10 protein-coding genes are annotated in these 13,195 nt (G+C 63.3%); all 10 read right to left on the bottom strand.

Going from position 1 to position 13,195, the window contains the following annotated elements; all coding sequences use genetic code 11:
* Nucleotides 1-87 precede the first annotated feature (87 nt).
* Nucleotides 88-1,404 (bottom strand): tRNA lysidine(34) synthetase TilS, encoded by a 1,317-nt coding sequence (gene tilS, locus APT59_RS06205; protein WP_059314059.1) that lies wholly within the window; start codon nucleotides 1,402-1,404, stop codon nucleotides 88-90.
* A 10-nt stretch (nucleotides 1,405-1,414) separates the two neighbouring features.
* Nucleotides 1,415-2,365 carry an acetyl-CoA carboxylase carboxyltransferase subunit alpha gene (locus tag APT59_RS06200; protein ID WP_059314058.1) on the bottom strand — a complete coding sequence of 317 codons (951 nt, stop codon included), beginning with the start codon at nucleotides 2,363-2,365 and terminating at the stop codon, nucleotides 1,415-1,417.
* A 140-nt stretch (nucleotides 2,366-2,505) separates the two neighbouring features.
* Nucleotides 2,506-6,027 (bottom strand): DNA polymerase III subunit alpha, encoded by a 3,522-nt coding sequence (gene dnaE, locus APT59_RS06195; protein ID WP_059314057.1) that lies wholly within the window; start codon nucleotides 6,025-6,027, stop codon nucleotides 2,506-2,508.
* Between the two features lie 76 nt (nucleotides 6,028-6,103).
* On the bottom strand, nucleotides 6,104-6,739 hold the full coding sequence (gene rnhB, locus APT59_RS06190; protein WP_059314056.1) for a ribonuclease HII: 636 nt from the start codon (nucleotides 6,737-6,739) through the stop codon (nucleotides 6,104-6,106).
* Nucleotides 6,739-7,899, bottom strand: a complete 1,161-nt coding sequence (lpxB, locus tag APT59_RS06185; protein WP_059314055.1) for a lipid-A-disaccharide synthase — start codon at nucleotides 7,897-7,899, stop codon at nucleotides 6,739-6,741. The genes rnhB and lpxB overlap by 1 nt, the downstream gene beginning before the upstream one ends.
* Entirely contained in the window at nucleotides 7,883-8,659 is a 777-nt protein-coding gene (gene lpxA, locus APT59_RS06180; RefSeq protein WP_059314054.1) for an acyl-ACP--UDP-N-acetylglucosamine O-acyltransferase, read from the bottom strand. Before lpxA ends, lpxB begins: the two co-directional genes overlap by 17 nt.
* Nucleotides 8,656-9,096 carry a 3-hydroxyacyl-ACP dehydratase FabZ gene (gene fabZ, locus APT59_RS06175; RefSeq protein ID WP_059314053.1) on the bottom strand — a complete coding sequence of 147 codons (441 nt, stop codon included), beginning with the start codon at nucleotides 9,094-9,096 and terminating at the stop codon, nucleotides 8,656-8,658. The genes lpxA and fabZ overlap by 4 nt, the downstream gene beginning before the upstream one ends.
* Nucleotides 9,097-9,141: 45 nt before the next feature.
* Entirely contained in the window at nucleotides 9,142-10,215 is a 1,074-nt protein-coding gene (lpxD, locus tag APT59_RS06170) for a UDP-3-O-(3-hydroxymyristoyl)glucosamine N-acyltransferase (protein WP_059314052.1), read from the bottom strand.
* Nucleotides 10,215-10,718, bottom strand: a complete 504-nt coding sequence (locus tag APT59_RS06165) for an OmpH family outer membrane protein (RefSeq protein ID WP_059314051.1) — start codon at nucleotides 10,716-10,718, stop codon at nucleotides 10,215-10,217. The genes lpxD and APT59_RS06165 overlap by 1 nt, the downstream gene beginning before the upstream one ends.
* Before the next feature lie 38 nt (nucleotides 10,719-10,756).
* Entirely contained in the window at nucleotides 10,757-13,126 is a 2,370-nt protein-coding gene (gene bamA / locus APT59_RS06160; protein WP_059314050.1) for an outer membrane protein assembly factor BamA, read from the bottom strand.
* Nucleotides 13,127-13,195: the final 69 nt, after the last annotated feature.

Genomic DNA, 13,195 nt, shown 5'->3' with positions numbered 1-13,195 from the left:
TCGGCCTGGCGCCGGACCAATGCACACCGTCCACTCGGGGCGAGCGGAAAATGCGGTATAAGACGGGAGCGTAGTCTAGCCTAAAGGTCATCCCAGCTCAAACCCACCCATGCCGTCTGCGGGCTGCCACTCAAGCCGCCCTCCCCCTGGCAGACCATCCAGGCCATGCAGATTGGCCACGGCCAGCAGTTCGTCGCCTCGCCAGAGCAGCGGCAAACGGCCGCGTAGGAACGGCGGCACCGCCTGCTCATTGAGCAATCGCTTGAGATCACGGGCGCCCCGACCAGGGATCCGCAGCCGCTCGCCCCCCTGCCGATAGCCGATCCGCCAGCCGGATTCGGCAGGCCGACCGACGAATATCAGCCGGCCATTGCCCCCGAGCTCCAGGGTGGTTTCCTGTCCGTTTAAGGCCGCAGGTAGCGGCTCGGCCTGCCAGGCATCCGGCACCCACCAGATCCGCCCAGCGCCACGGCGCACGCTGCCGCCTTCCAGGCGCCAGCAGGGATCGCTGGCCTCACCCCCCTCGCGCAGCGCCTGCCAGCCGGCCCAATGGGCGCTGTCAGGCTGGCGCGTCAGACGTTCCAGCCAGGCGCGCAAGGCATTGCGCTGGCGTGCCTCGCTCAGGGTCTGCAGGGGCGCCAGAGCCAGGCTTGGCAGCGGCACCCAGGCAAAGGGCTGCTCCCCTCGCCAAGCCCGCAGCAGATCCAGGCTGGCCAGCTCGCCCAGCAGCTCATCGGCCTCGGCCAGATGCCGAGCGCTGCGCGCCATGACCTGGTCGACACCTGGCCAGCGAGTGCGCAGCCGGGGCAGCACCTCGTGTCTCAGATAATTGCGATCCAGCTGGATGTCGGCGTTGCTGGGATCCTCGATCCAGTCCAGCTTTTCGTTCCGGGCATAGGCCAGCAGCGCGGCCCGTGGCTCGTCCAGCAAGGGGCGCCAGAGACGACCGGCAGCCAGCGGCCGCGCATCCGGCATGCCGGCCAGCCCCTTCACACCCGTGCCACGCACCAGGCGATGCAGCAGCGTCTCCAACTGATCGTCGCGGTGCTGGCCGAGCACCAGGCAGCCCTCCGCGGGCAGGACCCGTGCGAAGGCGGCATAGCGCGCCTCGCGTGCGGCACGTTCGAGACTGGCTGCCTGATCGGTGCGCACGTGCAAGATATCGAGGGGAACCGCCAATGCCTGACAGACCTGGGCGCAATGACTGACCCAGGTATCCGCAACGGCTTGCAGGCCATGGTGCACGTGTATCGCCTGCAGCTCGACGAGCAGGCCACGCTCGCGCAGGCGCGCGAACAGGTGCAGCAGGACGGTGGAGTCGAGTCCGCCAGAGAAACCCACCCGCCAGTGACGAGTGGGCGGCTGCCGCTCCAGCCGGGCGTGCAGCCGATCCAGCAGACTCATGGAGGCGGGATCAGGAAATGCCGTAGCTCATCAGGCGCTCGTAACGACGCTCCAGCAGCGCCGGCAGATCGTAGCCCTTGAGTTCGTCCAGCTGTTCCAGCAGCGCGGTGCGCAGGCTGGCGGCCATGGCCTGGGGATCGCGGTGGGCACCGCCCAGGGGCTCGTCGATCACCTGGTCGACGATGTTCAGGCTCTTCAGCCGCTCGGCGGTGATGCCCATGGCCTCGGCGGCATCGGGGGCCTTCTCGGCGGTCTTCCACAGGATGGAGGCGCAGCCTTCCGGCGAAATCACCGAGTAGGTGGAGTGCTGGAGCATGTTGAGCTGATCGCAGACGCCAATGGCCAGGGCGCCGCCGGAACCACCCTCGCCGATCACGGTGGCGATGATGGGAGTCTTCAGACGCGCCATGACGCGCAGATTCCAGGCGATGGCCTCGCTCTGGCCACGCTCTTCGGCATCGATGCCCGGGTAGGCACCGGGGGTATCAATGAAGGTCAGGATCGGCATCTTGAAACGCTCGGCCATTTCCATCAGACGGCAAGCCTTGCGATAGCCTTCCGGACGCGGCATGCCGAAGTTGCGCCGCACCTTCTCGCGCACTTCGCGGCCCTTCTGATGGCCGATGATCATTACCGGACGGTCTTCCAGGCGGGCGACGCCACCCACGATGGCCGGATCGTCGGCGAAGTGACGGTCGCCATGCAGCTCTTCGAAATCGCTGAAGAGGTAGCTGATGTAATCCAGGGTGTAGGGACGCAGCGGATGACGCGCCAGACGGGCCACCTGCCAACTCGACAGGTCGCTGAAGATGCTCTTGGTGAGCGCCTGGCTCTTCTCCTGCAACCGGGCGATCTCGTCACTGATGTTCAGCGCATTGTCGTTACCGACCAGTCGAAGTTCTTCGATCTTGGCCTGGAGATCGGCGATGGGCTGTTCGAAATCGAGATAGTTCGGGTTCATGGGCATCCGTTATTGCAATCTAGAGCCAGGGGCCGGGGCGCCTACCTTAAGGGATCGGACGAGACAGGTCGAGACTCCTGCCGCGTCACTGGCACCCGCCGCTGGCGAGGGTTGGGACGGAACGCACGAGGCGCTCGGGCTTAACGATAGTTGAGAAAGACGTTCTCCCTGCCGAACTGGTCACGCAGGGTTTGAATCAGGCCATCAGCCGGGTCGATCCGGTAATTCTCGCCGAACTGCAGCAAGGCACGCGCGGTGGGGCCCTGGTAGTCGATGGTGACCGGACAGGCACCACGGTGACGACCGCAGAGTTCACCCAGCCAGCGTAGCCGGTCACCGGCCAGGGACTCGCTGCGCACGGCGATCCTCAGACTTTCCGCCAGGGCGGTACGGGCCTCTTCCAAGCCCAGCACCCGCTTGGCGCGCAGCCGCAGGCCGCCGGAGAAGTCGTCCTGGCTGACCTCGCCCTCGACGATCACCAGGGCGTCGGTCTGCAAGAGCGCCTGGGCCGCGTTGAAAGCCTCGGCGAACAGCGAGGCCTCGATGCGCCCGGAACGGTCGTCCAGGGTGACGAAGCCCATTTTGTCACCACGCTTGTTCTTCATCACCCGCAAGTTGACGATCAGCCCGGCCACGGTCTGGGTCTCGCGCGAGGGCTTGAGGTCGACGATGCGCTGACGCGCCAGCCGGCGCACCTCGCCTTCGTATTCCTCGATGGGGTGGCCGGTCAGGTACAGCCCCAGGGTTTCCTTTTCTCCGCGCAGGCGCTCCTTGAGATTGAGCTCCCGGGCGCGCCGGTGATTGGCATAGACATCGGCCTCGGGTTCGGCGAAGACGCCACCGAAGAGGTCGACATGGCCGCTGTTGTGACTGCGGGCGGTCTGCTCGGCCGAGGCGATGGCCTCTTCCATGGCCGCCAGCAGCACGGCGCGGTTCTGGTCGATGGTCGCCTGATAGGCCTTGATCTCGTCATGGTAGTGCGGCCCCAGGCGATCCAGGGCGCCAGAGCGGATCAGAGCTTCCAGGGTGCGCTTGTTGATGCGCTTGAGGTCCACCCGCGCGCAGAAATCGAACAGGTCCTTGAAGGGTCCTTCGGCACGTGCCTCGACGATGGCCTCCACCGGCCCCTCGCCCACCCCCTTGATGGCGCCCAGGCCGTAGACGATTCGCCCGCCTTCGTTCACGGTGAACTTGAACTCGGAGATGTTCACGTCCGGCGTGTCGATGCGCAGCTTCATGTGGCGGCATTCCTCGATGAGGATCACCACCTTGTCGGTGTTGTGCATGTCCGCCGACAGCACCGCGGCCATGAAGGGTGCCGGATAGTGGGTCTTCAGCCAGGCGGTCTGGTAGGAGACCAGACCATAGGCGGCCGAGTGGGACTTGTTGAAGCCGTAACCGGCGAATTTCTCCACCAGGTCGAAGATATTGCCCGCCAGCTCACCATCGATGCCGTTATTGGCGCAGCCCTCGATGAAGCCGCCGCGCTGCTTGGCCATCTCCTCGGGCTTCTTCTTGCCCATGGCCCGGCGCAGCATGTCCGCCTGGCCCAGGGTGTAGCCGCCCATGACCTGGGCGATCTGCATCACCTGCTCCTGGTAGAGGATGATGCCGTAGGTCGGCGCCAGCACCGGCTGCAGGCCATCGTACTGGTAGTCCGGGTGCGGATAGGCCAGCTCGGCGCGACCGTGCTTGCGGTTGATGAAGTCGTCCACCATGCCCGACTGCAGCGGACCGGGTCGGAACAGCGCCACCAGGGCGATGAGGTCTTCCAGGCAGTCCGGCTTGAGCTTCTTGATCAGCTCCTTCATGCCGCGGGATTCCAGCTGGAAGACGGCAGTGGTCTCGGCCTTCTGCAGCAGGGCGTAGGTCGGCTTGTCGTCCAGCGGGATGAAGTCGATGTTGAGCGGCTCGCGCCCCTCCTCCACTTCCGTGCGGTTGATGGTCTCCAGCGCCCACTTGATGATGGTCAGGGTGCGCAGGCCGAGGAAGTCGAACTTGACCAGGCCGGCCTGCTCGACGTCGTCCTTGTCGAACTGGGTCACCAGGCCGTTGCCGTCCTCGTCGCAGGCGATGGGCGAGAAGTCGGTCAGCTTGGTCGGCGCGATCACCACGCCGCCGGCGTGCTTGCCGGTGCCGCGGGTGATGCCTTCCAGCTTCAGGGCCATGTCCCAGATTTCCTTGGCGTCCTCGTCGGTCGCCAGGAAGTCGCGCAGCACTTCTTCCTGCTCGAAGGCCTTCTGCAGGGTCATGCCCACTTCGAAAGGAATCATCTTCGACAGGCGATCGGCCAGGCCATAGGACTTGCCCTGTACCCGCGCCACGTCGCGCACCACCGCCTTGGCCGCCATGGTGCCGAACGTGATGATCTGGCTCACCGCCTCGCGGCCGTACAGGTCGGCCACGTATTCGATCACCCGGTCACGACCGTCCATGCAGAAGTCGACGTCGAAGTCGGGCATGGAGATCCGCTCGGGGTTCAGGAAGCGCTCGAACAGCAGGTCGTAGGCCAGCGGATCCAGGTCGGTGATCTTGAGCACATAGGCCACCAGGGAGCCGGCACCCGAGCCCCGCCCGGGACCGACCGGTACGCCGTTGTTCTTCGCCCACTTGATGAAGTCCATCACGATGAGGAAGTAACCGGGGAAGCCCATCTGGATGATGATGTCGAGCTCGAAGTTGAGCCGGTCGACGTACTCCTGGCGCTTTTCCTCGTAGTTCGGCGTGGTCTCGCGCGGCCAGAGCACGGCCAGGCGCTCCTCCAGGCCCTCGAAGGACACATGGCGCAGGTAGTCGTTGATGGTCATCCCGTTGGGAATCGGGAAGTTGGGCAGGAAGTACTTGCCCAACTGGATTTCGATGTTGCAGCGCTTGGCGATCTCGACGGTGTTTTCCAGCGCCTCGGGCAGGTCGCTGAACAGCTCGGCCATCTCGGCCGCCGACTTCAGGTACTGCTGGTCGCTGTACTTGCGCTCGCGCCGGGGATCGTCCAGCGGACGGCCCTCACCGATGCAGACGCGGGTCTCGTGGGCTTCGAAGTCCTCGGCCTTGAGAAAGCGCACGTCGTTGGTCGCCACCAGGGCACCACCACAACGATCGGCCAAGGCCACCGCCGCATGCAGATGCTCTTCGTCACCTGCTCTTTCGGTGCGCTGGATCTCCAGATAGAAGCGATCCTGGAAGACCTGCTGCCATTCCTCGAAGAGCTGATCGGCCAGGGCCAGATCGCCTTCGAGCAGCGCCAGACCGATTTCGCCTTCCTTCGAACCGGACAGTGCGATCAGGCCTTCGCAGGCTTCCTTGACCCAGTCGCGCTGGATGACGATCTGCCCGTCCTGCTGACCTTCCTGAAAACCCCGGGACAGGAGCTCGGTGAGGTTGCGATAGCCCTTGGCGTTCATGACCAGCAGGGTCATGCGGCTCAGGGGGGCGTTGCCATCGCGACCGGCCATCCAGATGTCGGCGCCAGCGATAGGCTTGATCCCGGCGCCCATGGCGGCCTTGTAGAACTTGACCAGCGAACAGAGGTTACCCTGGTCGGTCACCGCCACCGCCGGCATCCCGGCTGCTTCAGCGGCCTTGACCAACCCCTTCACTCGCACGATCCCGTCGACCAGGGAGTATTCCGTGTGTAGACGCAGGTGGACGAAGGATGCGGACATGGCAGAGACCCCTTGATGCATGAGGCGCGGGATTGTACTGGATTGTCGACCTGGGGTCAGACCGCCGCGACGGCCGTCAGTAGGTCGCGACGATCTGGGTCGAGGCCTGGGTCTCGAGGGCGAGCCAGGCCTCGCGTACCGGTGCGAAGGAGCGCCGATGGATGGGCGTGGGGCCCAGGCGCCTGAGCGCGTCGAGGTGCTCGGCGGTGGGATAGCCCTTGTGTCCGGCCAGGCCATAGCCCGGATAGAGGGCATCCAGCACCTGCATTTCGCGATCGCGGGTCACCTTGGCCAGAATGGACGCCGCGGCGATTGCCGGGACCTGGCTGTCGCCCTTCACCACCGGTGCACTGGGCACCGCCAGTTTGGGGCAGCGATTGCCGTCGATCAGCGCCAGACGCGGCTGGACTTGGAGGCCCTCCACCGCCCGCTGCATGGCCAGCATGGTGGCATGCAGGATGTTCAGGCGATCGATCTCGGCGACCTCGGCGCGGGCCACGCACCAGGCCAGGGCCTTTTCCTGAATCTCCTCGAACAGGGCTTCACGGCGGACCAGCGACAGCTTCTTGGAGTCATTCAGCCCCAGGATGGGCTTGCCTGGATCAAGAATGACCGCCGCTGTCACCACAGCACCACATAAGGGGCCGCGACCGACTTCGTCGACCCCGGCGACCAGCGCCTCGACCAGATTGAAATCCAGCCCCAGCTGCATCAGCTGCGCGCCCGCAGGAGATCCAACACGGCGCCGGCCGCCTGGATCGAGGCATCGCGCCGCAGGCTGTGATGGATGGTTTCGAAGCTGTCGGTCTGCTGCTGCGGCCGCTCCAGCAGCGGCAGGAGTTCAGCCACCAGCCGCTCCGGCGTTGCCTCGTGCTGGATCAGCTCAGGCACCAGCTTGCGTCCGGCCAGGAGGTTGGGCAGCGAAATGTAGGGGCTTTTCACCAGCTGCCTGAGAATCAGATAGGTCAGGGGCGCCACCCGATAGGCCACCACCATGGGTCGTTTGAACAGCAGTGTCTCCAGGGTCGCGGTGCCCGAGGCGATCAGCACGCCATCACAGGCGGCCAGCACTTCATGGGAGCGACCATCGGTCAGCAGCAGCGGCAAGGGCGGTCGCCCTTCCAGCAATTGCTCCACCTGAGCCCGTCGTGCGGCGTTGGCACAGGGTAAGACGAAACGCACACCAGGACGCACGGCCAGCAACTGGGCGGCAGCGTCGAGGAACAGCGCACCGAGGCGCCCTACTTCGCCACCGCGACTGCCGGGCAACAGAGCCACGACCTGCCCCTGTTCCGGCAAACCCAGGGCCTGCCTGGCAGTCAGGCGGTCACTGTCCAAAGGAATGGTGTCGGCCAGTGGATGTCCGACGAAACGCACCGGCACCTGCTGCTCTTCGTAGAAACGGGCTTCGAAGGGAAACAGGGTCAGCATCAGGTCGCAGCCATCACGGATCTTCAGCACCCGCTTCTGCCGCCAGGCCCAGACCGAGGGGCTGACGTAATGCACGGCGGGAATGCCCGCGCGATGCAGCTGGGCCTCGATCTCGAGGACGAAATCCGGGGCATCGATACCGATGAAGACGTCGGGACGGGCATCGAGCAATTGGGCGATCAGCGCCTTGCGCCGGCCCAGCAGTTCGCGCAGCCGGCCGAGCACCTCGACCAGCCCCATGACTGCCAGGCGCTCCATGGGAAACTCGGACACCAGCCCTTCGGCTTCCATCCGCGGACCACCGACGCCCATGAAGGAAATATGCGGATGCTGCTCGCGCAGCGCCTGCATCAGGCCAGCGCCCAGCAGATCGCCCGACGCCTCCCCTGCCACCAGCGCGACGCGCAGCGGACGCTGGGCGAACTCAGCGGGTGATGCCACGCGTCGCACTCAGGATGGAGTCACGGAATACCGCCACCTCGGGAAACTGCTGGGCCACCGGCTCCAGCTCCCGCATGGCGTCATCGACGGTCAGCCCCTGGCGATAGACCACCTTGTAGGCGCGGCGCAATTCCTTGATGGCCTCGGCCGAGAAGCCGCGCCGCCGCATGCCTTCGAAATTCATGCTACGGGCTTCGGCTGGGTTACCGAACACCGTGACATAGGCCGGTACATCCTTGCCAATGGCCGTGCCCATGCCGGAAAAGCTGTGGGCGCCAATACGGCAGAATTGATGGACCAGGGTATAGCCGGAGAGAATCGCCCAATCGTCGACATGCACGTGTCCGGCGAGGGCCGTGTTGTTGACCAGGATGCAGTGATTGCCGATCACGCTGTCATGGCCGATGTGCACATAGGCCATCAGCAGATTGTGATCGCCAATGGTGGTCTCTTCCCGATCCTGCACGGTACCGCGATGGATCGTGACCCCTTCGCGGATGGTGTTGTGATCGCCGATCCGCAACCGGGTCGGTTCGCCCTGATACTTGAGGTCAGGCGTATCCTCGCCGATGGACGAGAATTGGAAGATGCGATTGTGACGCCCGATCATGGTCGGACCCTTGAGGATGACGTGAGGCCCGATGACGGTACCCTCGCCTACCTCCACATCTGGCCCGATGATCGACCAGGGGCCGACCTGGACATCGGCAGCGAGCCGTGCCTTGGGGTCGACGATAGCCCTGGGGTCAATCAACGTCATAGCTTGCGTTCCGCGCAGATGATCTCGGCCGAGCAGACCGGCTTGTCGTCCACACTGGCCCGACATTCGAATTTCCAGATGCCGCGCTTGGTGCTGATGAAGCGAGCGTCGAGCATCAGCTGATCACCCGGCGTCACCGGCTGGCGAAAACGCAGCTTATCCGATCCGACGAAGTAGTACAGGGTGCCGTCGGCCGGCGAGGAATTCATCATCTTGAAGCCAAGGACACCGGCTGCCTGCGCCATGGCCTCGACGATCAGCACGCCCGGCATGATCGGGTGCTGGGGAAAGTGGCCGGTAAAGAACGGCTCATTGATGCTGACGTTCTTGTAGGCACGAATGCGCTTGGCTTCGATATCCAGCTCCAGCACGCGATCCACTAACAGAAAGGGATAGCGATGCGGGAGATATTCACGGATCTCGTTGATGTCCATCATGGTCGGGGAAGGCCTGTTCAGAAAGGGGAAACATCCGATGCAGAATCAAGCATCAGAAGCAGCGTCATCCCGCGAGGTCACGGTAGCAACGATTTTTTCCAGATGTTGCAGACGGCGAGCCATGTCGTCGAGGTGACGAATCCGCGCGGCGCTCTTCTTCCACTCCCCGGCCGGCTGCATGGCCGTACCGGAGGAATAGGCACCGGGCTCGGTAATCGAGCGAGTCACCATGGTCATACCGGTGACGAACACGTTGTCGCACACCTCGATATGACCGACCATGCCCACGCCGCCGGCGATGGTGCAGTGTTTGCCGATCTTGGTACTGCCAGAGATGCCGACACAGGCGGCCATGGCGGTGTGCTCACCGACCTGGACGTTGTGCGCGATCATGATCTGGTTGTCGAGCTTGACGCCATTACTGATGATCGTGTTCGCCAGGGCGCCACGGTCGATGGTGGTATTGGCCCCGATCTCGACGTCGTCGCCGATCAGCACCCCACCCAGCTGGGCGATTTTTTGCCACTGGCCGCGCTCGCTGGCGAAGCCGAAGCCTTCCGCGCCGATCACGGCGCCGGATTGCACCACTGCTCGTTCGCCGATGATCACGTCGTGATAGAGCGTGACCCGTGGCGCCAGCCAGCTGTCTGCACCAATGACGCTGCGCGCACCCACTACGCAGTGAGCTCCCAGACTCACGCCAGCACCGATGTGCGCCTGTGCCTCAATCACCACATAGGGGCCAATGGCCGCCGTCGGATCGACCTGGGCATCCGCAGCGACGAGCGCCGTAGGATGGATGCCGGCCGCGCTACGTGGCTTGCGGTCGAACAGATGGGACAGCCGTGCATAGGCCAGATAGGGATTGGCCAGGATAAGGGCATCGCCGGCATAGCCGTCGGCGTCCTTTTCCGTGAGCAGCACCGCCCCAGCCTGGGTGTCGGCCAGATAGCGGCGATACTGCGGATTGGCAAGAAAACTCAGCTGGTCAGCACCGGCCTCTGGCAGGGTAGCCAGGCCGGTTACCAGGCGCTCGGGCGAACCGCGTAATTCCACGGTCAACTGGCGGCTTTCCAGCCATTGCGCCAGCTCGCCCAGCGTAAAGGTCGTATGGCTCATTAACGACCCGCGTTCATGCGCTCGATGACTTGGCGCGTGATGTCGTACTGCGGCTTTACGTCCACCACGGCACCGCGCTCGAGCACCAGATCGTAATCACCCTTCTTCAGCACCTCTTCCACGGCCTTGTCCAGGCGCGGCTTGAGCAGCTTGAGCATGTCTCGGTCGGACGCGGCCTTGGCATCGTTGAGTTCCTTGGACTGGAACTGGAAATCCCGGGCTTTCTGGCGGAAATCATTTTCCAGACGGGTGCGCTCAGCCTGGGCCATCTTGTCACCGCCCTTGTTGAGCTTGTCCTGGATGTCCTTGGCCGAGCCTTCCAGATTCTTCAGCTTGTTCAGCTGAGGACCGAATTTCTTTTCGGAATCGACCGCGTACTTCTTGGCGGCGTCCGACTCCAGCAGGGCCATCTGGTAGTTCAGCACGGCGATCTTGGTGTCGGCGAAAACCGGAGCGGCAACGAGAACGGCAGCGAACAGAGCGTAACGGGTGTACTTGTGCACAGTTGACTCCTGCGTAAAGCGCAAAGGTGTAACCTGGGTCAGAACGTCTGACCCAGCGAGAACTGGAAGACCTGCGGATCGGAGTTGGTCGGCTTCTTGACTGGAACGCCGAGGCTGAAGCTCAGCGGACCCAAGGCAGTAACCCAGGTCACACCGACGCCGACGGAGCTGGCCATGTTGGAGAAGCTGACGTCGCCGCAGTTTTGTGTCGAGTTCAGGTAGCACTTGGTGCTGAACACGTTACCCACGTCCCAGAACAGCACGGTTCGCAGGGACTTCTGATCCTTCACGAAGGGCAAGGGGAAAAGGTATTCCACACCACCGGTGATCAGGACATTGCCACCGAAGGCCTCATCGTTCTCCCGATCGCGGTAGCCCTGACCTTGATCAGCGTAAGTCGCCGGGTTCCTCGGTGGCGTGGTCCGCGGACCCAGACTGCTGTCCTCGAAACCCCGTACAGAGTTGAAGCCGCCCGCGTAATAGTTCTCGTAGAACGGTAGGCCGTCGGTACTGCCATAGCCGTCACCATAGCCCAGCTCGGTATGGAAGCGCAGCGCCGTATTGTCGGTCAACGGAGTGAACAGCTGGCCGCGGTAGTCGAGTTTGTAGAAGCTCAGGTCGCTGCCCGGGATGGTGATCTGACCGGTCAGGCTCTGGGAAGCACCCCGGGTCGGCAGGACACCGCGGTTCAGGGTCGAGCTCGACCAGCCGATGCTGGCCTTGAAGTTGGTGAAGTTATCCCCTTCGCGCTGGACGAAATCGTAGATCTCGTCGGCACTGTATGTACCAGGATTGATCTCGTCTTTCTGCACGCTTAGACCATAGGTCAGGCGCGAGGTCTCGCTGATCGGATAGCCCAGGGTGACACCGCTACCCAGGCTGTTGATCGAGTAGTAGGAGACGTCACTGTCGTACAGTTTGCTGTAGTCGGTGCTGCGATAGAAGATGTTGTAACCCAGGCTCACGCCGTCCGGGGTGAAGTACGGGTCGGTGAAGCTGAAGTTGTAGCGACTCTGGTACTGGGAACGGGTCAGACCGATGCTGACCTGGTTGCCGGTACCCAGGAAGTTGTTCTGGCTGATGGAGCCACCGAGGATCAGACCGGCGCTCTGGGCGAAGCCGATGCTGGCTGTGATGGAGCCCGACGGCTGCTCTTCGACGTTGTAATTGACGTCGACCATGTCGTCGGTGCCAGGCACCTGGGGCGTCTCGACCTTGACTTCCTTGAAGTAGCCCAGGCGCTCGAGGCGGGTCTTGGACTGGTCGATGAGGTAGGTGGAAGCCCAACCGCCCTCCATCTGACGCATCTCGCGACGCAGCACCTCGTCCTCGGTCTTGGTGTTGCCGCGGAAGTTGATGCGGTTGACGTAGGCACGCTTGCCCGGGTCGACCACATAGGTCAGAGAAACGCTGTGGTCGTCGTCATGGGGCTCGGGCAAGCCGTTGACGTTGGCGAAGGTATAGCCTTCGTTGCCGAGTCGACGCGTGATCAGGTCCGAGGTGCTGGTCATGACCTTGCGCGAGAAGACCTGGCCCGGCTGGACCAGCATCAGTTTGCGCAGTTCGTCTTCCGGCACCTTGAGGTCGCCGGACAGCTTGACTTCACGAACGGTGTACTTCTGCCCTTCGTTGACGTTAACCGTGATGTAGACGTGCTTCTTGTCGGGCGTGATGGACACCTGGGTCGAGGTGATGTCCATGTTGATGTAGCCGCGATCCAGGTAATAGGAACGCAGACGCTCGAGGTCACCCGCCAACTTTTCCCGGGAGTATTTGTCATCGTTACGGAAGAAGGACAACCAGTTGCTCGGCTTGAGCTCGAACAGCGAGGTGAGATCGTCTTCGGCAAAGACCGTGTTGCCCACCACGTTGACGTGGGAGATGGTCGCGACCTCGCCCTCGTTGATGGTGATCTTCAGCTGCACCCGGTTGCGAGGCTGGGGCACCACTTCGGCATCGATGCTGGCGGAATAACGGCCCTGGGCGACGTACTGGCGCAGCAGTTCATTACGCACCCCTTCCAGCGTCGCACGCTGGAAGATCTCACCCTCGGCGAGACCAGCCTGCTTGAGACCCTTCATCAGGTCGTCGCTGGAGATCGCCTTGTTGCCTTCCAGGGTGATACTGGAAATGGAAGGACGCTCGACCAGGTTAACGACCAGGACGTTACCGTCACGACCCAGCTGGATATCCTGGAAGAATCCGGTACGGAAGAGGGAACGGGAAGCCTCGGCCAATTTGTTGTCGTCAACGGCCTCGCCCACGTTCAGCGGCAAGGCGCCAAAGACGCTGCCGGACGATACACGTTGCAATCCGTTGACGCGGATATCGGAGATGGTGAAGGACTCGGCGTGTACCTCGCCGATCATCAGCGCGGCTATTACCGCAGGTAGCAGCAGGCGTTTCATGAGTCCCTTTTATTCCAACTGGCAAATAAAGAATCTGCCGCACTGGGCGGCAGATTCGGCAATCAGCAG

This window comes from Pseudomonas oryzihabitans, from assembly GCF_001518815.1.
Lineage (GTDB): Bacteria > Pseudomonadota > Gammaproteobacteria > Pseudomonadales > Pseudomonadaceae > Chryseomonas > Chryseomonas oryzihabitans_E.
This window is presented reverse-complemented; position numbering and strand designations above follow the sequence as displayed.

Coding starts and splice junctions, on each gene's coding strand:
- tilS (WP_059314059.1), bottom strand. CDS start 1,404: ATGAGTCTGCTGGATCGGCTGCACGCCCGGCTGGAGCGGCAGCCGCCC.
- APT59_RS06200 (WP_059314058.1), bottom strand. CDS start 2,365: ATGAACCCGAACTATCTCGATTTCGAACAGCCCATCGCCGATCTCCAG.
- dnaE (WP_059314057.1), bottom strand. CDS start 6,027: ATGTCCGCATCCTTCGTCCACCTGCGTCTACACACGGAATACTCCCTG.
- rnhB (WP_059314056.1), bottom strand. CDS start 6,739: ATGCAGCTGGGGCTGGATTTCAATCTGGTCGAGGCGCTGGTCGCCGGG.
- lpxA (WP_059314054.1), bottom strand. CDS start 8,659: ATGACGTTGATTGACCCCAGGGCTATCGTCGACCCCAAGGCACGGCTC.
- fabZ (WP_059314053.1), bottom strand. CDS start 9,096: ATGATGGACATCAACGAGATCCGTGAATATCTCCCGCATCGCTATCCC.
- lpxD (WP_059314052.1), bottom strand. CDS start 10,215: ATGAGCCATACGACCTTTACGCTGGGCGAGCTGGCGCAATGGCTGGAA.
- bamA (WP_059314050.1), bottom strand. CDS start 13,126: ATGAAACGCCTGCTGCTACCTGCGGTAATAGCCGCGCTGATGATCGGC.